We start from the raw sequence: 21,178 nt of genomic DNA, 5'->3' as shown, positions 1-21,178 counted from the left end.
GAAAGTATTGCAAGGAAACATCAAGAATGATTCGGTTTATCTACACAGTATTACTTGTATTCTTATCCCCCTTTTTTTTATACAGCTTATATAAAAAAAAGGAAGGTAAGCCGACTTTTGGTTCTCGTTGGAAAGAACATTTTGGTTTTACACCTCCGATAAAATTACAACCGGATGAAAAAAGCATCTGGATTCATGCGGTATCGGTGGGGGAGGTTTTAGGTGTCACTTCCTTAATTAAAGAATTAAAGCGGCAAAATCCGGAACAGATTATTGTGTTAACGACCACCACTGCAACAGGAGCTCAACAGGCAGAGAGTCTAAGAGAATTGGTGGAGCATCGTTTTATGCCATTAGATTTTTCTTGTGCGGTGAAACGGTTTATTAAAGCTATTCAACCAGAAAGAATGATCATAATGGAAACAGAACTGTGGCCAAATACACTGGCAACGGTAAAAGGTAATGACATTCCAATTACTGTCATTAATGCACGTTTATCGAAACGGTCGGCGTTGCGCTATGCCAAAGTTAAGACTATTTTCAACATATTATCTTCCTCGTTAGATCAAGTTATTTGCCAACATAAAGATGATGCTGAACGCTTTATTGGTTTGGGGTTAGCTGCCTCTAAGGTTTCAATTTCCGGCTCAATAAAATTTGATATCAATATTACGCCCGATGTCAAAATAGAGGCAGATAATTTGCGTAAGCAGTTACAAGCCTCAATAATTCAAGACCAAGACCAAGACCAAGACCAAGACCAAGACCAAGACCAAGACCAAGACCAAGACCAAAAGCTACTACAACCTATTTGGATTGCAGCCAGTACTCACAAAGGCGAAGATGAACAAATCTTAAATGCACATCGGAAGGTATTAACGTTGTTTCCTAATGCAATTCTAGTTTTGGTACCTCGCCACCCGGAACGTTTCAATCAGGTCGCTGAGCTTATAAGTAATCAAAATTTTAAACTTGTACGCAGAAGCTCAGTTAAAGAGGGTGTTAATGAGTGCCAGGTATATTTAGCTGATAGTATGGGGGAAATGTTATTACTACTGGCAGCGAGTGATGTTTGTTTTATGGGGGGAAGTTTAATTGGAGATAAAGTTGGTGGGCACAATTTACTCGAGCCTTCTGCGTTAGGCATACCTTCCATCACGGGGCCTAGCTACTATAATTTCAAAGATATTACCGAACAATTATTACAAGCTGAAGCAATCTCGATCTGTATGGATTCTGAACAATTAGCAGATCAATTAATAGCACTTTTTTTAGATCCCGTCAGTTCATGCTATAAAGGACAACAGGCTATGAATGTTATCAAATCAAACTCTGGCGCGATAAGTCGAACATTAACTCTAATCAACGCAAGTAAGTAGCTAAGATGAAAAAGATAGACTATCAATATGCATTACGAGCCGATGACCAATACGATGTCACAATTCTATCTGTATCTGCGAAGGATAATACATATAAATTGAGTGATATTTTACGACAGGACTCATTAAAAGCGTTGCAAAATGCAGCTAATTATACCTGGTTGCTCGTATTTTCTTATCAAGCCAAAGATAAAAAGAAGCAAGGCCGAATTGCAATTACTGATAATGATGCCGAAATAAAGATTGAAAGCAGCCAATACTTTGAACCGAATCAAAGAGGTATCCGCTATTTAAATTTAAGTGGTTATAGTAATTTTGAAAACCTGACTTTATTTTGTGAACATTGCTCAGTCTCGGAATCTGCAACCCTACTGGCATTTAAGAAACCAGATTTAGCCGCCGGGCCTATTCTTATTATTGCTCCGCATGCCGATGATGCTGAGTTGGCTGCCTATGGCTTATATCAAGATTTTGCACAACAAGCTTGGATAACAACGATTAATGCAGGTCAAAATGTACAGAAACTAAGCCAGCAGTACATTAAAGATCTTGATAAGAATATAAACGACGCGATAAGAAGAAAAGCTAGAATAAGAGCATGGAATAGCATGACTACACCATTGTTAGCTGGAGTGGATTATCATCGTATTTCTTATCTTGGTTATTATAATATTACGAAGGAATGCTTATATTACAGTAAAGATGAAGTGCGTTCAGATAGTATTATTGGTCATTTGGCATCAGAAAAAAATAGGTCACTTAATCATATTAAGCTACCAAATGACAAAGACTTTATTAATTCCGGTCAAGCTTTAATCGATGACCTCGTTAGCCTGATTGAGCAAATAAAACCAGTCAGTATTTTCGTTACCGATCCTGAAATTGATCCACACCATGAACATATTGTTGCGGCCCATGCCTTAGCTCTTGCGATTCAAAAAAGTGAATACAAACCTAAAAATATTCTTTTGTATGTAAACCATTTGAGAAATATTAAAAACTTCCCTTATGGCCCCGAACATGCCAAAACAGCACTACCTCCATGGTATGAATCAGTATCGATATTTGAGCAATATTCTTGCTATAGCCATCAGCTCACATTACAGACTCAAAAAGATAAAGTGGTCGCATTTGATTCAATGCATGATCTACGTAGTAAAAATCGCTGGGAGAAAAAACTCAAGCAATGGTGGGCGAAAAGCGTACAAAAAAACGAGTATCAATATTACAGTCATCATAGTTATTTTCAAACGCATATAAAATCTAATGAGGTTTTTTCAGTGCTAGATGCTATTGAATTTAGCCGCCAGTTACTTATGCGCGAAAATAAAAGTGAGACTTAGATACTATTGATATAGAGTTTAAAAATAAATACAGATAGTTTATTTTGATAAGTCTGAGGAACATCTGTAAATATAAGATAAAGCAATTAGCATTAATAAATATTCACCACCAAGTAAGGCGGTATCAACCATGGATATGGTAAAGGTAAATATAGTCAAAGCTAAACCTAAGATAATATGTTTAGTTTTTCTTAATAACAGAATAGGAAGCAGTGTTAATAATAACGATGTAATAAATCCTAATAATCCTAATTTAGCCCAGCTATCTGAATAAACATTATGTAATGTTTTGAATTTATTTATAATAGGATTATAGTTTTTTTCTTTAATTATCTTTTTTCTATCATTAGTGAAGTCTTTTCCGTGACCTGTCAATGGTTTTTCTGAGATGAGACTTTCAGCAATATAAAACATTTCAATTCTAAGCCCTACAGATGTGTTTAAATTACCACTTTTAATTTGGTTATATTCACGAGTGCTTTTGTCATAAAGATTTTCACCCAATTTTGAGCTTAATAGTATAGTAATGAATAATATAGGTATGAGTAATATTGATATTCGTACTATTTTATTTTTTGATATTATATATGTGCTATGCATTAATATAATAGAAAGTGATAATACTGATGCGACAATGACACCTCTTGATTGCATGATACTCACACAGTATATAGCCAAGATTGATAGGATTAAATTAACTATATTATGGTGCTTTAATGTCGAATAACAAAAATAAATAAAAAACAATCCGAATACAGGGGCATATATGTTTGGGTTCATGAAACTTTCAGGTCTTGATTCTTGCAAAAACACTCTGATATAAACTAAAAATCCAAGGTTGAGTAAAAAACCTAATGTAATACTATGCTTAAGCAAGGTTATATTTGTTTTTTCTGTGTTTAATGAAATAGCAATCATGTAGAGAATTAAGCAGGAACGAGTGAAGCTGCCAAATATCCCACCATGAAAATATTTCGCGTATAAACTTAATATCACAAGAATGAATATGAAAATATTGTATTTCTTTTTTATATTGGCAATTATTACTTTCGGATTGGAAATTAGTGAGAAAACTAAAAATATAATAGCCAAAGCGGTTAGTTTTTTTAAGCTGTCATGTGATAACCATAGACCTGAAAATATCCATGATAGAATTATAAATAGTAATGTATTATATGTGATTTTAGTTTTCATTGTTCAAATTTCGATTTTTTTGAAAAGATACCATTGGAAAATAATGGGATGAGTTCTAATTTTTTTGATAGCTCATTAATACAGAAAACCAAAGGCTTTTTCTTTGTATAATTTGATGAGAATTCAAGAATATTACTATCTTTTATATAGCAGAACCCCGGAAAGAAATTAAATATTTTTTTATGATCAATATTTTGTAAATATTTTGAATTTGCATTATTTACAGCAAGCTCGTGAAAAGTATATAAATAAATCAGTGAAAAAGGATTAAGTCTAAACCGTTCTTTATAATGAGGTGTTAAATGTTCTGAGTATATTTCTGATATCAATTTCAACCTGGATTTTAGAAGTGGTCTGATTCCATGCTTCAAACCGTAACCAATAAAAATTTTGTTTTTTTCTTGTACGATGTGACGGCTTAAATTAATGGCTCGTACATTATAAGTTGATTCTTTACGTTTTTTGTTTTTTTTCTGAAGAATAGATGAAGTAAATATATATGGTTTATCTTTCCTAAAGAAATCTAGCTCGGAGGTTGGTTTCCCTAAAAACATATCATCATTAAAATAAATGAATTTCTCTTCTAAACCTTTAATGAGGTGTAAATGAGCCTCAATAACACTTGAATTAAAAGTAGGCAAAAATTCCTTTGGGATAATTTCAGTATGATCAATTATTGTGACTTTAGAGCCGTCCTTTAGCCATTTTGGTTTTTGAGCATCGGTGATGATGTATATATGATTGACCCAAGGAGCAAATAACTCGATTGAGCGGAGTGAATACTTTAATTCTTGATTATCTGTAAACCGTTCACTTCCAGCCTGGCTTTTATAGCAGTTATTATATACCTGACAATGTGCTAGATGCGATTCTTTTTTTGCTATCCATTTAATATCTTGCCCATCTATCCATGTGTAAACGATATCTATTTTATTCATGGATATTCACTTCTTTAATAAATTTATTAGGCTCATAAAACAATGAAATATGTTCTTTTATTTTATCCTGAGGCCAGTTCCACCATTGGCTTCGCTGTAATTTCTCAATGACATCTGATTCGAATCGGTATCGTATGATCTTTGCTGGAATACCACCGACAATTGCGTAGGCTGGAACATCTTTAGTAACAACAGCTCCGGTAGCAATAATGGCACCATTTGAAATGGTCACTCCGGGCATTATTGATACATTTGCGCCAATCCATACGTCATTTTCAATACTAACCTTCTCCGCCTCTACTGCATGGGAAATGTCCATATCATTAATAATATAACCACCGTATTTTTTTTCGTATAAAAAGGGGTGGGTTGAAACAAAAGACAGTGGATGATTGCCTTTAACTATTGTTACGTTATCGCCGATAGAACAAAAGCTGCCAATTTTTTGCAAGTTTAGGTAAGAGTCATTGTTGAAAAACTGCTCAAAGCGATAAGAGTGGCGTCCTACTGTAAAATTAAAATAACGTTCAGCCAAATAACGAAAACTGTCTGGATTAGGTTTTAAAATAATTTTAGATATCTTGCGGATGATGAAAGACTGTAAATGCTTAGGTTTTGAAAGACGTTTCCAAAAGAGGTCGATAATCACTTTCTGTAGGAAGGATTGTTTATAGATCATTTTTAAATGCCTTTAATACCATATCTGGCTTCAACTCTTTCAAGCATTTCAAATGCCCCAATGGGCACTCACGTTTAAAGCATGGGCGACATTCGATATCAGTATGAACAATCGAAACCTTCTCTGCTAATGGTGGCGTATATTCAGGGGAGGTTGAACCATAAATGCCGATAACTTCGCATCCAACCGCTGCCGCAACGTGCATTAAACCTGAATCGTTGCTGATAACCGTCTGGCAAGCGCCTAGTAAATCAACCGCCTCAATAAGAGATGTTAATCCTGCCAAAATAAAGACGTGTTTTTGATTGTCACTTGAAACAAGGCTTTTAATGGAATCCGTTGTTGGCTTATCTTTAGCTGAACCAAATAACCAAACTTGTTTCCCTTTTGATATTAATGTATCGGCAACCGTTGCGTAGTGCTCTGCTGGCCATTGTTTGGCTGGGCCGAACTCTGCGCCAGGGCATAGACCTATTGTTTTTCGTTCCTGAGTGAGGCCGAATTTTTCAATAGTCGCTTGCTGCTGATCTTTATCAATAAATAAACGAGGTTTTGGGAGGGAGGCTAATCCATTTAAAGAATTAGAATCAATCATATCGATTTTGGGATGAGCTAAAGCAATATAGCGCTCAACCATATATTGAAATGATTTCTTGTTACTGCGCAAATCAGTTAATAGACCATAACGCATTTCACCTTTCCAGCCTGTTCTGACTGGAATATCTGCAAACCAAGGAATAAGCGCTGATTTTGCTGAATTAGGAAGAACATATGCGTGGGTATATTCCTGCAATTTAAGTTCTTTACCTAATGCTCGACGTCCTAGAAAATTAAAATCACCGTGTCCAAGTGGCATTTCTATTGCTTGATTAACTTCGGGCATGCGCTCCAAAATAGGTTTACACCATGCCGGAGCCAATACATCAATACTTACTTCTGGGTGTTGTTGCTTCAGGGTGATATAAAGTGATTGTGACATCACCATATCACCTACCCAAGATGGACCAATAATTAAAATTTTCATAAAACTCGATACTATCTAAAATAGGTTTAAGCGTTTATCTCAGCCAAATATTCCGCGACACCTTCAGCTACGGTTTTAAACTCAACATCGCAGCCAGCTGCGCGCAACTTGGTTAAGCTAGCTTGAGTATATTCTTGATATGCGCCTTTTAGATGCTCTGGGAATGGGACATTTTCAATAGTGCCTGTACCGTGATGCTTAACGACTGCCTTTGCCACTTCCCCAAAAGTTTCCGCTTTGCCTGTGCCACAGTTGAAGATACCGGATACACCATTTTCAAAGAACCAAAGATTGACTTTGCACACATCACCAACATAAATGAAATCACGTTTAAACTCATCGCTGCCATCAAATAATTTGGCATTTTCGCCAGCTAATAATTGATTGTTTAAGTGGAATGCTACTGAAGCCATACTACCTTTGTGTTGTTCGCGAGGGCCATAAACATTGAAATAGCGGAAGCCGGTAATTTGAGAAAGCTTTTCACCGTGAGCTTCAGCATCGGCCCATAGGCGGCGAACGTAGTTATCAAATTGCTGTTTTGAATAACCGTAAACGTTTAATGCACCTTCGTATTCACGTTCTTCTATAAACTCTTGATCTTGAGCGCCATAAGTTGCCGCAGATGAAGCATAAAGGAAAGGGATGTCACGTTCTAAACTGTAGTGAAGTAATTCTTTTGAATACTCATAGTTATTGAGCATCATGAATTTACCATCCCATTCAGTTGTGGCAGAACAAGCGCCTTCATGGAATATGGCTTCAATAGGTCCGAAGTCATCACCGGCCATAATTTGAGTCAAGAAGTCATCACGATCCATATAATCAGTAATATCAAGGTCAACCAAATTTTTGAATTTACGACCATTTTTTAGATTATCGACAACTAAAATATCATTGTGGCCAGCTGCATTTAATGCTTTAACAATATTGCTGCCAATCATGCCTGCGCCGCCAGTAACTATGATCATATTTACTTCCTAAAGAATTCAAAAGATAGACGGGAAAGTATATCAGAAGATAAGTTGAGAGAGGAAATAAAAGCGAACTTCAAGATCCGGGAGCCGAGGATGATTTTTTCATCACTAATTACTAAAAATATGCGTCATCCTGAATAGCGAGGTGCGAGTGTAGTTCCGGATCTCCTACAGGTAGCAAGGCACTTACAGTTGATCGTATAAATCAGCCCATTCTTTATTGTGCTTTGTTATTAGGTTGTTTTTCCATTGCTTTTTCCAAGCCTTTAGCTGCTTTTCCCGTTGTATGGCGATTATCATGTCACTATAAAGTTCATAATGTACTAATTTATGAAGCTGATATCGTTGTGTGAAGCCTTTAATACCTCCAGACTTATGTTGCCAGATTCGTTGCTTCAAATTACTGCTCACGCCAATATACAAAACGTTGTTATGAGTATTTGAAAGGATGTAAATGCAAGGCTGTTTCATGTCTCATTAACCCTCTTCATGTTAATGGAGATCCTGAACTACGTTCGTACCTCACTATTCAGGATGACGGTGGAAAGGCAGTGAAAATACTCGACAAATACAGATTATTTAACTTCGTCATCCTGAAAAGCGACAAAGGAGCGCAGTTCAGGATCGCCTTTTGGTTGTTGAAAATAAATAACATCAGATGATCCTGAACTACGTTCGTACCTCACTATTCAGGAGGACGGTGGAAAGGCAGTGAAAATACTCGACAAATACAGATTATTTAACTTCGTCATCCTGAAAAGCGACGAAGGAGCGCAGTTCAGGATCTCCTTCTGGTTGTTGAAAATAAATAACATCAGGAGATCCTGAACTACGTTCGTGCCTCACTATTCAGGATGACGGTTCAGTGTTGTAATTTTTCCTAGGCAAATATGGCTTATTTTATCCGCTATATTTAGAGTTCGACCTATTTTCTCCATCATCCTGAAGATGCGACCCACATTATCCGTCATCCTGAAAAGCGACGAAGGAGCGCAGTTCAGGATCTCCTTCCGATTGTTGAAAATCAAATTATAACTTCGCTTTTAAGTAACCTTTCCTGATCCTCCAATAAACCTTTAAATATCTGTTTTGTCTCTGGTTCGCCGTGAATCAAAAATATCTTTTGGGGCGCTTTAGGTATGCCTAGAATAAAAGCAAGCAAATCATCTTTATCTGCATGTGCCGAATAACCCGACATTGAATGCACTTGCGCATTAACATTCACTTTATGATTAGAGATATAAACATAATCGTCATCATCTTGCAGTTGTCTTCCTAATGTTCCTTGTGCCTGATAACCCGCTAGAATAACGTCAGTTTGTTGGTTTGGTAGCAGGGCTTCTAAATAATTCATGATTCGACCACCATTACACATGCCACTTGCCGCAACAACAATCGCGGCTTCATTAGTTGAGGCTAAACGATTGACCAATTTTTGATGCTCATGATGGTCATGGACTGTAATAAGTTGCTCAAAAGAAAGTGGATGGCGACGAGCTTGCTTTGCCTTATTAGTTACTTCGCCATAGTCGGCTTCTTCATTCCATAATTGCTTGAACCGTTCATATTCTGCCGTTACCTTTTGCGCCAGTGGTGAATCTAAAATAATCGGTAACTGTTGCCAAAAGTCATCCGTGGTCGTTTCTGTTTCAATGCTATGGGCGATTAATTGTTCTATATCAAATAAAAGCTCTTGTGTTCTGCCTACACTGAATGCGGGAATTAAAATAACACCACCATCTTGTAATGATTGCTCGACGATTTTTTCCAGCCGCTGAGAACGTGTCGCCACATCATCATGGCGTTTATTGCCATAAGTGGTTTCAATCACTAAATAATCAGCTTGTTTAGGTGAAATTGGATCGGGCAATAATGGAGTATTTCTTGGACCTAGATCACCAGAAAAAACAATGACTTCATTATTAGGCAGCTGAAAGTTGATATACGCAGAGCCTAAAATATGCCCGGCAGGTGATAAGTGAAAAGATCCGAGGCCATTTTCAAGCTGCATCGATTCATTATATGGAATAGCACATATTTGCGACTCAATTTTTTCTAGCACACGTTTTCGTTGTTGGGTGTTCAAACCTAATTGCAGCTTTAATCCGTCGTCTAACATCAATGGTATTAGCGCCGCTGTCGCTTGAGTGCAATAAATCGGCTTATCAAAACCTGCTGCTAGTAACCATGGTAAGCGGCCGATGTGGTCAATATGAGTGTGAGTAATAATAAGTGCTTTAATATGGTCGAGTGGAAATTCAATCTTTAAGGCATCAAGAGTATCGGAAGGCGCATCTTTACCTTGAAATAGACCACAATCGATCAGTACACCAGAGCCATCGATGTTTAATTCATGACAAGAACCGGTCACTGTGTTCTTTCCGCCATGGTGAAGTAAATAGTAATCGAGCTGTGGGTGTAGTCTATAATTAGGCGTAGTCATATTTGGCTTCCCATTTTTGATTATTTCATATTGCGAAATCTATGTTTAACCGAGCAATATATAACAGTTCTTTGAATGAATATTTGGTAATAAGGCAATGTTTTAGAACGGTATAGGATTATCTTTCTGAAACAATGAAGCCTGTATCAAAAATAAGAGAGCTTATTAACGAGGAATTGTCCTACCGCGACTCGCGAAGTATCCATCTTAATGATAAACTTCGCGCAAATTTTACTTTCTTTTTAGAAATACGCCTTGAGGATGCGTTTAACCTTAGGGCGGTAGCGTGTCAATTTTTAGGAGTTCTATGTGAGCCAGCCACAATCGCCATCGCACCATGCAGCGCAGCAACCCCAAATGCCACCTCAACATTATTACCCTCAACAACCGCAAGATGATGAAATCGACCTTCGTGAGTTGTTTGCCGCACTATGGAAAGGGAAGTGGATAATTATTGCGTGCACTTTTATTTGTACTGCTTTGGCAATTGCTTATGCATTAATGGCAAAAGAACAGTGGTCATCGACGGCAAAAGTAGCTCAACCTCAAGTGAGCGATTACAGTGAATACCAAAATCAAGTAGTTCAGTTTCAACCAATCTTTAATGTCTACCAAGAAGACGGCACGGTATTAGTTAGCAAGGCGCTTGATGGGCTAACTGATGAAAGGAAGCTTTACGATTTATTTATCGATGAATTTAACTCATCTAGTAATAAAAAAGCCTTTTTAGAAACCTCCGCCATATTTCAAAAAGATAAGGCAGAACTAGAGAGTCCAGAAGATGAAGACGCTTTACGCAAGCTCTATAGTCACTGGTATAAGTTCTTATCGATTAAACCTGAAGATGCCAAAAGAGTTGATGGCTCGTATGTGATCACCGTGAGTGCTGAAACCTCACAAAATAGTTTTGAGCTATTAAATAACTACATTGCTTTTGTTGATACCAAAGTACATCAAAAAGCCTTTAATAACTTAGCTGCCACAATCAGCTCTAAAAAGAACGAGTTAAAACAACAATCAATCATGTTAACCAAACAAGCTCAACAGCGCTTATTGGTTGAAAAGGAACGCAGTGAATACGCTTTAAATATTGCTCAAGCTGCAGGGGTGAGTAAACCACTGCAAAACTTTGGTGATACAGAAATTTTTGCAATTAATCTCGGTTCGGATGCCTTAACAGCGAAAGTAAGTGCGTTGAGTAAAGTGAAAAACTTGAGCGTAATTGAACCAAGGCTTGAACAATTAAGTTCTAAGCTAGAGCAAATTGAGCAATTAGACATTAATAAAAATGCGAAGTTTTCAGCTTATCGTTACTTGGATCAACCTGAAAGGGATGTTTCTAGAGATAAGCCTAAAAGGAGTTTGATTGCGGTTTTAGGTCTTTTGTTAGGTGGAATGTTAGGATTTGGATTAGTATTGGTGCGTTTTATTTTTATAAAAAATAATAAATAGATTTAAGGGTGAAAATTCTAGTAACTGGAAGTGCTAACTTTATCGGCTCAATAGTTGATGAGTTGGTAACGTGACATTGCTTTTAAGAAATACGCTTGCCGTATACGCGTAGAGGAACGAGTGGAGGGATTTTAAAAGATCAGACAGATTTTTTAGAGATAGAAGGGGGGCTTTATTGGAGGGCATGAATCGTAAATGAATGATGTGTGCGATGGCAAAATAGTATCCATAACCCATATTAGATACTTGAAATTATAAACACGATTGTTATGGGTACCAAATAATTTTAATTGAGTGAAGTTGAGATAGTTATAAAATGAATAAAAAAAATGGAAGATTAGGGATTTTGAAAATATCCATACTTTCACTGATTTCAACTTTGGTAAAGGTTTTGTCTGCCCTTGTTATCAATAAAGCAATATCAGTATATATAGGTCCGTCAGGGTTGGCTGTTATTGGTCAGTTTCAAAATTTGTCTGTGATTATTCAAAATGCAGCTAATGGTGGAATAAATAATGGTGTAATAAAATATACTGCAGAAGGTCAACACCGTGGTGAGTTTAAAAGTATTTTTAGTACATCATTAAAATTGACAATTATATTATCAATAATTGCTAGCGTAATAATGATGATCTTTTCTAATTATATGTCATTTTTGTTCTTTGGTGATGGTAGCTTTACCTATGTTTTTATTGTTTTTGGTGTGACATTAACTTTGTTTTCAATAAATCAGTTGTTGCTTGCAATTATTAGTGGTTTAAGTGAAGTTAGGTTGTTTATATCTATAAGTGTTATTCAAAGTTTATATAGTTTAATTTTCACAGCCTTATTGGTGTATTTTTTCTCTTTGGATGGTGCATTAATTGCAATGGTGACTAATCAGTCAATAGTTTTGTTTATAATGTTATGGATGTTGAAAGGGCATGATGTTATTAAATTTGAAAACTTTCTGGGGAAAATCGAACGAAGTCAGTTAATAGGCCTTTTTAAGTATTCCATGATGGCTTTAGTTTCTGCCATAACAGTTCCTCTATCTCTTATAGTGATAAGAGATTATATCCGTAGTGATATTTCATGGGAGTATGCAGGCTATTGGCAAGCAATGACTTATATTTCATCTATAGGGCTAATGGTCGTTACGACGATATTATCTATATATTATCTTCCTAGGATCTCTGAAGTTAAATGTAGGGCTGAAATTTTTAAAGAAATGTTCTCAATTTTTAGAGTGATATTTCCCATCGCTGTGTTTTTTGCTTTTTTAGTCTATTTTTCTCGTTTTTATATTGTTGATATTTTATTTTCTTCTGATTTCTCACATATGATTGTTCTTTTTAAATGGCAGTTATTTGGCGATGTAATTAGAGTTTTGGCGTGCTTGTTAAGCTATATAATGCTAGCGAAAGCAATGACGAGAACATTTATAGCTACAGAGATAATCAGTTCAACTTTGTTTGTCGTCCTTTCTATTTTATGCATTAATGCTTTTGGTTTTATCGGAGTTTCCTATGCTTACGCTATAGCTAATATCCTATATTTAAGTGTCATGATTATTGTCATGTGGTGTTATTTTAGAAGTAATTCATTTTCTATAGATTAAAGTGAGTGTTATGTCATTTAATGTTCCTGTGGTTTTGTTTGTATTTAAGCGTACTGATACGCTTTCCAAAATTATCAAAGTAATATCTAAAGTAAAACCTAATAAAATATATATTCTTTCTGACAATGGAAGAACAGATGAAGAAAAAGAAAAGGTTCTTAACTGTAGAGAAATTATTGAAAGATCTATTGATTGGGAATGTGATGTTATTAAACATTATCATGAAGCTAATGTAGGCGTTTATGAAAATATTGCTTTAGGTGCTAAGTTTGTATTTTCAAAAGAACCATGTGCTATTTTTCTTGAGGATGATAATTTACCTGAAATTTCATTTTTTGAATTTTGTCAGGAACTATTAGATAAATATAAATATGATAGCCGGGTTCTTTGGATTTGTGGAAGTAACTACTTAGAAGAAATAGAACCTCGAGATGGTTCTAGTTATGTCTTTTCACAAAATATGCTGCCTTGCGGGTGGGCTTCGTGGTCTGATAAGTTTAATACCTATTATGATGGAGAACTTGAACTGTGGGAGTCTGATTACATTAGAAATAGGATAAAAAATAACTATATTGATAAAAAGTTATATTATCAGGATAGATATAATATTGAATATGAGCTGGAAGCCAAGAAAAAAACGGGTAGATTTTTTTCTTGGGATTATCAAATGAGTTTTTCAATGAGAGCTCATAATGTTTATGCAATTATACCAAAATATAATCAAATTCGAAATATTGGCGTCGATATTGAGTCAACACATGGTGGAACTTGCTTGAAGGATGAGATGGTTGCACGGTTTTGTGAAAGGAAGACTAAACCTATGGTTTTCCCCCTTATTCACCCGAAAGGGATGTTAACTGATTTAGATGTTGAAAGAAAAATAGGGAATATTATTTTGGACCCTAAATTCTATTCTTTTAAGTCTATTGCTAGTCGAATGTTAAGACAGATATTTAATATAGATAAAACGGTAAGTGTTTCTGAATATATAAAGATGAAGGTTTATGGTAAATAATCGTTTTTTTATTCTGGATAGATATTTTTGTTTTGTGTTATTTTTCTTTTTATGGTTATTATATGGTGGTAATTTATGGAATGGTGACAGAGAAGCATATGAAGTTTATTTTCAAAGAGATGCATTATCTTATTGGGGGGTTGAAGTTGGTTATGGTGCATTAAATTTGATTTTTAATAAACTTGGAGCTTCATTTCAAATGTTTCAAGTGTTTATCTCTTTTATAACTCTATTTCTTACTTTTCGCTTCATTTCCAAAGTAACTTGTATTTTTTCCACTTCATTATTAGTGTATTTTTTTTTCATGTTCCCATTAGATTATGTTTTGATGAGAAATACTTTGGCATTTTCTATTGTACTCAATGCACTTGTTCCTTTGTTTAATAATGATAAGAAAAGCTTTTTCTGGTTGGTTGTATTGGCTACTCTGTTTCATCAATCTGCATGCTTATTTATGATTTTAATTTTTACTGACGGAAAAAATGATGTAAAAAAATACAAAGTTATTTTTTTCATGGTTCTGTTTGCGGTGTTTATTAAGGTGTTATTATTGTCAGGTTTTATGCCACTTAGAATTGTTGAACATTTAAATTATTATGGGGTCTCGGTTAAAAGTTTAATCTTTAATATTTTAATGCAGTTTATTTCTGTGTTTATTTTTCTTCGTGGATTTAACCGAGAAAAAAAAATATTTCTAGGTAATTATTGGCCAAGATTTATTTGTAATATTAATATTGTGTCTTTGATTCTTATCCCGTTGTATTTTTATGGCGATATATTTCTTAGGGTTTTTAGGCTGTTTGTTTTTATTGATTTGTTGATGATTGTGCATTTTATAATGGCAAAGAGAATACTTAATTTATGGATGCTTCTTTATTTAGTTTTATTCTCCTCATATCTTTTCTACTATTTTATATATTTGCAAGTTGATTTGACATTGGTTCCTCTTTTTAGAGATAATTTTTTTTCATTTGTTTTATAAGGAGTGGGGATGGATATTGTTTTTTTAGGTGGCATATTTTCTAGCTCTGAAGCTGAAATGATTATTAATGATTCTATTGGTCCAATTCAAAATGCAGCAGATTCTTTACAAAAAAAATACTTGGATGGGTTGGCTGAAAATGAAAGTGTGAATTCTTTATCTGTTATCAATTTACCATTTATTGGTGGTTACCCTGGTTCTTATAAAGAAAAAACTTTCACTCCAAGGGCGAAAAAATCCAATTACAATGGTGTTAAGGTTGATAATATTAAGTTTATCAATGTAAAGGGCTTTAAGCACATGGCTCGCTTTTGGGGAGCATTTGTTTCAATAAGAACTATCTTAAAATATAAAAAAGATATTAAAGTAATATGCTATTCAATGCATCTTCCATTTTTGTTGGCATGTTATATTAATAAAATTTTCAATTCACGAATCAAGTTCTATGTGATAATACCTGATCTCCCAGAGTACATGTCAGAAAGAGTTGGTATTAATGCGTTTTTTTATCGATTAGTTAATAGGTTGTCCTACTCTATTGTCAATAAATCTTCTGGTATAAGTGTTATTACGAATGCAATGGTAAATCGGTTCTCTAAAAACTTAAATCATGTCCTTATAGAAGGAATATCTTCATCAGAAAGGTTTTATTATAATATGGGTGATGAGTATTTGTCTTTTTATTGTAGTGAACCATTTTTTCTTTATTCAGGAACTTTAGATAGAAGGTATGGAATACGAAATTTGATAGAATCATACTCTGACTCTGGAGTTTCAAATGTAAAACTTTATATTTGTGGCGACGGAAATGATCGTGATTATGTGGTCGAAAAAAGTAACGACATTAAAAATGTTATATATTTAGGTCAGCTAGAGAGAGAAAAAGTGTTAGCTTTACAATCGATGGCTTTAGCTTTAGTTAATCCTCGGAGTAATAATGATGAATTTACAAAGTATTCATTTCCATCAAAAGTTTTAGAGTATATGAGCTCAGGGGTTCCTGTGATTATGTATAAACTTGATGGTATTCCAAGTGAGTATGATTCCCTTTACTTTAAGGTTGAAGATGAAGGTGACTTAAAATATGTTTTAAAAAAAGTATCAGGTTTTTCAAAGGAATATTTATTTGAATGTGGTTTGAAAGCCAAAGAGTTTGTTAGTGAGCATAAGTGCGCAAGCAAACAAGTTTCTAAGTTAGTTTCTATTATGAAGGTGTAATAATGTTTAAAGATAAGTCTCTTTTAATTACTGGAGGAACGGGGTCGTTTGGCAACGCAGTTCTAGACCGATTTATTAAATCAAATATTAAGGAGATTCGAGTTTTTTCTCGTGATGAGAAAAAACAAGATGACATGCGTAAAAAATATAATTCGTCTAAGTTGAAGTTTTATATTGGTGATGTTCGTGATTATCAAAGTATTTTAAATGCTAGTCGTGGTGTCGATTATATTTATCATGCGGCAGCACTTAAGCAAGTTCCTTCATGTGAATTTCATCCAATGGAAGCTGTAAAGACTAATGTTCTTGGTACCGAGAATGTTCTTGAAGCTGCGATTCAAAATGAAGTGAAGCGTATTGTTTGTTTAAGTACCGATAAAGCGGTTTACCCTATTAATGCTATGGGGATATCTAAGGCGATGATGGAAAAAGTTATCGTTGCGAAATCACGTAATGTTGATCCTGAAAAGACCATCATATCAGCAACTCGATATGGTAATGTGATGGCTTCTCGTGGCTCTGTAATCCCTCTATTTCTACGCCAAGTTATGAGTGATCAACCAATCACTATAACTGACCCGAATATGACCCGTTTTATGATGACATTAAATGATGCAGTAGACCTCGTACTTCATGCATTTGAGAATGGAACAAATGGTGATATTTTTGTACAAAAGGCACCTGCGGCAACCATTGATGTGTTAGTAAAGGCACTTCTTAAAATTACGAGTAAGCCAGATCATATCGTAAAAACTATTGGTACTCGCCATGGTGAGAAATTATATGAAGCGCTATGTAGTCGAGAGGAGATGTTTGTGGCTGAAGATCAAGGTGGATATTATCGCATACCTTCAGATAATCGCGACTTAAATTACTCAAAATTTAATGAAGAAGGTGAGAAAGACCTTTCTACTATCGAAGATTATAACTCACATAACACTGAACGCTTAGATGTCGATGGCATGATTAAGTTATTACATAAGCTTGATTTCATTGCAGACATTGAAGCTGGAAGTCTTATTGTGCCAGAGGGAGTGTAAATGAAAATTGTTGTTACTGGAGCAAAAGGTTTTATTGGTAAAAATTTATGTGTCATGCTCCGTGAACAAGGCTATCAAAATATAATTGAAATTGGTCGAGACACATCGCGGGAGCAATTAAAACATTCACTTCGTGAGGCTGATTTTGTTTACCATTTGGCTGGTATAAACCGACCTAAGAATGAATCCGAGTTTTTGGAAGGAAATACCGATTTTACTAACTACATAATCGGTGAGTTAAATGCATCTAATAAAACCGCTACTTTAGTTGTTAGCTCTTCGACCCAGGCCAACCAAGATAATGCGTATGGACGTAGTAAAGCTGTAGCTGAAAAATCGGTTGAGCAATATGGTATTGAAACTGGTGCTTCTTATTATATTTATCGGTTACCTAATGTTTTTGGTAAGTGGTGTCGCCCCAATTATAACTCATTTGTTGCTACGTTTTGCTATAACACCTTAAATAATTTAGATGTTAATATTCATGATCCTGATGCGGCTGTGACATTGGTTTATATTGATGACGTATGTCGTAGTTTCATATCTCTTCTTACTGAGAGTGAGAAATCTGGTTATCAACATATAGCAACAGAATATTCCACCACTGTTGGTGACGTAGCGGATTTACTTAAAGCATTTAAACAAAGCCGTGAAAGCTTAACTACTGAAAATGTGGGAACAGGCTTTGAACGTGCGCTGTATTCTACTTATCTTAGTTATATGACTCCGGGGCAATTTAATTACGCTATTCCTAGCTATGGTGATGAGCGTGGCGTCTTTAGTGAAATGCTCAAAACGAAAACGGCGGGACAATTTTCATTTTTTACCGCTCACCCTGGTATTACTCGAGGGGGACATTATCACCATACTAAGACTGAAAAATTTTTGGTTTTAAAGGGAAAAGCTTTGTTTAAGTTTGAGCATATCGTTACAGGTGAGCGTTATGAGCTTCAGACCGGTGGGACTGAAGCACAAATTGTAGAAACGGTTCCTGGATGGTCGCATGATATTACTAATATTGGTGATGAAGAAATGATCGTCATGTTATGGGCAAATGAAATTTTTGACCGTGAAGCACCTGATACCTTTGCTCGCCCACTGTAGTTATAAAGAGAAAGAAAATGAAAAAATTAAAAATAATGTCAGTAGTGGGGACTCGCCCAGAAATTATCCGCCTTTCTCGTGTATTGGCAAAGTTAGATGAACATTGTGAGCACGTCATTGTTCATACTGGCCAAAACTATGACTTTGAGTTAAATGAAGTATTTTTTAATGATTTAGGCGTTAGAAAGCCTGATTTCTTCCTAAATGCTGCTGGTTCTTCTGCCGCGGAAACTATTGGTCAAGTAATTATTAAGGTTGATCAGGTTCTTGAGGAAATTAAACCAGACGCAATGCTTGTTCTAGGTGATACGAATTCATGTATTTCAGCACTACCAGCAAAGCGTAGAAAAGTACCAATTTTTCATATGGAAGCAGGGAACCGTTGTTTTGATCAACGAGTACCAGAAGAGACCAATCGTAAAATAGTCGATCATATTGCCGATATTAATCTTACTTACAGTACCATTGCTCGTGATTATTTATTAGCAGAGGGTATTCCTGCTGACCGAGTTATTAAAACCGGTAGCCCAATGTTCGAAGTGCTTAACTATTATATGCTTCAGATTGATGGCTCTGATGTATTACAGCGCCTAGGGCTCCAAAAGGGTAAGTTTTTTGTTGTGAGTGCGCATAGAGAAGAAAATGTAGACTCACCAAAGCAACTGGCGAAGTTAGCTGATATTCTAAATACAGTGGCAGAAAAATATGACTTTCCAGTAATTGTATCAACTCATCCTCGAACTAGAAATAAAATTGAAGCACAGGGAATACAATTTCATAAAAATATCCAATTATTAAAACCACTTGGATTCCACGATTATAATCATCTTCAAAAGAATTCGAAAGCGGTATTATCTGATAGTGGAACTATTACTGAAGAATCTTCAATTATGAATTTTCCTGCATTAAATTTGCGTGAAGCTCATGAGCGTCCTGAAGGGTTTGAAGAAGCATCGGTAATGATGGTCGGCTTGGAAGTTGAACGTGTATTACAAGCATTAGATATCTTAGAGTCTCAACCGTCAGACGGTGAACGTTTGCTACGTCCTGTTTATGACTACAGTATGCCTAACGTATCCGATAAAATGGTGCGAATTATCCATTCCTACACTGATTATGTAAAACGTGTGGTGTGGAAAGAATATTAATGAAACTCGCTTTTATCATTGATGACTATTTGCCTCATAGCACAAGGATTGGAGCTAAAATGTTCCATGAATTGGCCTGTGAGTTTGTTGGTCGAGGTCATTCGGTAACGGTTATTACGCCAGATAACTCACAATCAAAAATGCTTGTAAAGGAAACACTAGATGACGTCTCTATCTGGTATTTTAAAAGTGGTGAAACCAAAGATGTCGGTAAAGTAAAAAGAGCAATAAACGAAACATTATTATCTTTCCACGCTTGGCGAGCTATCTCAAAAGAAGTCGATCAAGGATCGTTTGATGCCGTCATTTATTATTCGCCCTCAATCTTTTTTGGTCCGTTAGTTAAGAAAATAAAAAAAAGGTGTGGTTGCTCTGCTTACCTAGTGTTACGAGATCTTTTTCCTCAATGGGCGATTGATGCAGGGATGATACGCTCGGGATCTATGATCGAAAAATATTTTAGATACTTTGAGCATGTTTCTTATAAGCAAGCTGATATGATTGGATTAATGTCTGAACGCAATGTTGAGGTTTTTCAAGCAGAAAATTTTCAGTATCAGTATCAATCACAAGTTCTTAGAAACTGGGCATCTTTGCTTCCTAGTGCTTCAAAGAAGCTAAAGTCATACCGTGAAGAACTAAACCTACAAGATAAAGTTATCTATTTTTATGGCGGTAACATTGGTCATGCACAAGATATGTCCAATTTAATGCGACTAGCTAAAAATATGCAGTCGTATGAAAATGCTCATTTTCTTTTTGTTGGCCAAGGCAATGAAGTCGAGTTGATTAATCAGTTATCGCAAGAATGGCAATTATCTAACTTTTCCTATTTACCTTCCGTTAATCAAGAAGAGTTTAAGCAGATCTTGTCTGAAGTTGATGTTGGTTTGTTTTCTTTAGCTTCTCATCATACTGCTCACAACTTCCCAGGAAAGTTACTTGGTTATATGGTTGAATCTTTACCCATTTTAGGTAGTGTAAATGGAGGCAATGATTTAATGCCTCTTGTTAATGAAGCCAATGCTGGGTTTATTCATGTGAATGGTGAAGATGATGTATTATTAACTTCAGCAGCTACTCTATGCTCTGATGGTCAGCTACGTCTAGAAATGGGAAAATCTGCATATATGTTATTATCCGATGAGTTTTCGGTTCAAGCAGCCGCAACAACGATATTATCTGAGATCGATTAAATGAAATTGATTGATAAAACGGTAATTGAACCGTTATACCGGGCAGCAAAAGCAAGTGAGAGAAAACGTTCTCATTATCTGTTACATGATTCTCATCAAGATAAAGTACAACGTTTATTGATAGGTTTGGTTAAAGGTAGTTATGTTGAACCTCATTACCATGCGCAGCCTCACCAATGGGAGATGTTTACTGTGCTTGATGGCTGCATTCGCCTTAACCTTCATAGTAGCGATGGTAGTATAGTCCGAAGTGTTTTCGCCGGCCCCGCTGAAAGCGTAGTTTCTGTTGAACTGAAGCCCATGGATATTCATAGCTTAGAATGTATATCTGATAAGGCTTTGATACTTGAAGTGAAAGAGGGCCCTTTTGATTCAGAGCAACCAAAATCATTCTTATGAAGTTATAACTCGTTTTATTTGTTTACTTACCTATTAATACTTTTTAT

At 35.5% G+C, this 21,178-nt stretch carries 19 protein-coding genes; 12 read left to right on the top strand and 7 right to left on the bottom strand.

What is annotated here, in order from left to right:
- Positions 1 to 26 precede the first annotated feature (26 nt).
- Both HC725_RS08335 and HC725_RS08330 read left to right on the top strand, forming a co-directional pair.
- Positions 27 to 1,379 (top strand): 3-deoxy-D-manno-octulosonic acid transferase, encoded by a 1,353-nt coding sequence (locus HC725_RS08335; RefSeq protein WP_190331359.1) that lies wholly within the window; start codon positions 27 to 29, stop codon positions 1,377 to 1,379.
- A gap of 98 nt (positions 1,380 to 1,477) precedes the next feature.
- Positions 1,478 to 2,722: a PIG-L family deacetylase gene (locus HC725_RS08330; protein ID WP_190331358.1), complete on the top strand. Its 1,245-nt coding sequence runs from the start codon at positions 1,478 to 1,480 to the stop codon at positions 2,720 to 2,722.
- A gap of 39 nt (positions 2,723 to 2,761) precedes the next feature.
- Here HC725_RS08330 and HC725_RS08325 read toward each other — a convergent pair whose 3' ends face one another.
- The 7 genes from HC725_RS08325 to HC725_RS08295 all read right to left on the bottom strand — a co-directional run bounded on the left by HC725_RS08325 (position 2,762) and on the right by HC725_RS08295 (position 9,977).
- Positions 2,762 to 3,916 (bottom strand): O-antigen ligase family protein, encoded by a 1,155-nt coding sequence (locus tag HC725_RS08325; RefSeq protein WP_190331357.1) that lies wholly within the window; start codon positions 3,914 to 3,916, stop codon positions 2,762 to 2,764.
- The gene (locus HC725_RS08320) at positions 3,913 to 4,854 is read right to left on the bottom strand and encodes a stealth family protein (protein ID WP_194687902.1); all 942 of its coding nucleotides are present in this window, start codon (positions 4,852 to 4,854) and stop codon (positions 3,913 to 3,915) included. The genes HC725_RS08325 and HC725_RS08320 overlap by 4 nt, the downstream gene beginning before the upstream one ends.
- Positions 4,847 to 5,533, bottom strand: coding sequence for a CatB-related O-acetyltransferase (locus HC725_RS08315; protein WP_190331356.1), 687 nt, complete (start codon positions 5,531 to 5,533; stop codon positions 4,847 to 4,849). Before HC725_RS08315 ends, HC725_RS08320 begins: the two co-directional genes overlap by 8 nt.
- The gene (waaF, locus tag HC725_RS08310) at positions 5,523 to 6,557 is read right to left on the bottom strand and encodes a lipopolysaccharide heptosyltransferase II (RefSeq protein ID WP_190331355.1); all 1,035 of its coding nucleotides are present in this window, start codon (positions 6,555 to 6,557) and stop codon (positions 5,523 to 5,525) included. Before waaF ends, HC725_RS08315 begins: the two co-directional genes overlap by 11 nt.
- Positions 6,558 to 6,583: 26 nt before the next feature.
- Complete coding sequence (gene rfaD, locus HC725_RS08305) at positions 6,584 to 7,528, bottom strand: ADP-glyceromanno-heptose 6-epimerase (RefSeq protein ID WP_190331354.1); 945 nt, start codon at positions 7,526 to 7,528, stop codon at positions 6,584 to 6,586.
- 192 nt (positions 7,529 to 7,720) lie between these two features.
- Complete coding sequence (locus HC725_RS08300; protein WP_190331353.1) at positions 7,721 to 8,005, bottom strand: GIY-YIG nuclease family protein; 285 nt, start codon at positions 8,003 to 8,005, stop codon at positions 7,721 to 7,723.
- Positions 8,006 to 8,558: 553 nt separating this feature from the next.
- Entirely contained in the window at positions 8,559 to 9,977 is a 1,419-nt protein-coding gene (locus HC725_RS08295) for an MBL fold metallo-hydrolase RNA specificity domain-containing protein (protein WP_190331352.1), read from the bottom strand.
- A gap of 309 nt (positions 9,978 to 10,286) precedes the next feature.
- On the opposite strand from HC725_RS08295, the gene HC725_RS08290 reads away from it, so the two are divergent.
- The 10 genes from HC725_RS08290 to HC725_RS08245 all read left to right on the top strand — a co-directional run bounded on the left by HC725_RS08290 (position 10,287) and on the right by HC725_RS08245 (position 21,131).
- Entirely contained in the window at positions 10,287 to 11,429 is a 1,143-nt protein-coding gene (locus HC725_RS08290; RefSeq protein ID WP_342365933.1) for an LPS O-antigen chain length determinant protein WzzB, read from the top strand.
- A 316-nt stretch (positions 11,430 to 11,745) separates the two neighbouring features.
- A complete protein-coding gene (locus HC725_RS08285; protein WP_190331351.1) occupies positions 11,746 to 13,029 on the top strand; it encodes an O-antigen translocase in 1,284 nt (427 codons plus the stop codon).
- Positions 13,030 to 13,039: 10 nt separating this feature from the next.
- Positions 13,040 to 14,044: a glycosyltransferase family A protein gene (locus HC725_RS08280; protein WP_190331350.1), complete on the top strand. Its 1,005-nt coding sequence runs from the start codon at positions 13,040 to 13,042 to the stop codon at positions 14,042 to 14,044.
- Positions 14,034 to 15,026 carry an EpsG family protein gene (locus HC725_RS08275; RefSeq protein ID WP_190331349.1) on the top strand — a complete coding sequence of 331 codons (993 nt, stop codon included), beginning with the start codon at positions 14,034 to 14,036 and terminating at the stop codon, positions 15,024 to 15,026. The genes HC725_RS08280 and HC725_RS08275 overlap by 11 nt, the downstream gene beginning before the upstream one ends.
- 9 nt (positions 15,027 to 15,035) lie before the next feature.
- Entirely contained in the window at positions 15,036 to 16,244 is a 1,209-nt protein-coding gene (locus HC725_RS08270; protein ID WP_190331348.1) for a glycosyltransferase, read from the top strand.
- 2 nt (positions 16,245 to 16,246) lie between these two features.
- Positions 16,247 to 17,284 carry a polysaccharide biosynthesis protein gene (locus HC725_RS08265; RefSeq protein WP_190331347.1) on the top strand — a complete coding sequence of 346 codons (1,038 nt, stop codon included), beginning with the start codon at positions 16,247 to 16,249 and terminating at the stop codon, positions 17,282 to 17,284.
- Positions 17,285 to 18,388 (top strand): UDP-2-acetamido-2,6-beta-L-arabino-hexul-4-ose reductase, encoded by a 1,104-nt coding sequence (gene wbjC, locus HC725_RS08260; RefSeq protein WP_190331346.1) that lies wholly within the window; start codon positions 17,285 to 17,287, stop codon positions 18,386 to 18,388.
- 17 nt (positions 18,389 to 18,405) lie between these two features.
- Positions 18,406 to 19,536 (top strand): non-hydrolyzing UDP-N-acetylglucosamine 2-epimerase, encoded by a 1,131-nt coding sequence (wecB, locus tag HC725_RS08255; protein WP_190331345.1) that lies wholly within the window; start codon positions 18,406 to 18,408, stop codon positions 19,534 to 19,536.
- A complete protein-coding gene (locus tag HC725_RS08250) occupies positions 19,536 to 20,732 on the top strand; it encodes a glycosyltransferase family 4 protein (RefSeq protein ID WP_190331344.1) in 1,197 nt (398 codons plus the stop codon). The genes wecB and HC725_RS08250 overlap by 1 nt, the downstream gene beginning before the upstream one ends.
- Positions 20,733 to 21,131: a WbuC family cupin fold metalloprotein gene (locus HC725_RS08245; RefSeq protein ID WP_190331343.1), complete on the top strand. Its 399-nt coding sequence runs from the start codon at positions 20,733 to 20,735 to the stop codon at positions 21,129 to 21,131.
- The last annotated feature ends 47 nt before the right edge of the window (positions 21,132 to 21,178 follow it).

This window comes from Vibrio sp. S17_S38 (genome assembly GCF_014694375.1).
In the GTDB taxonomy this organism is placed as follows: domain Bacteria; phylum Pseudomonadota; class Gammaproteobacteria; order Enterobacterales; family Vibrionaceae; genus Vibrio.
This window is presented reverse-complemented; position numbering and strand designations above follow the sequence as displayed.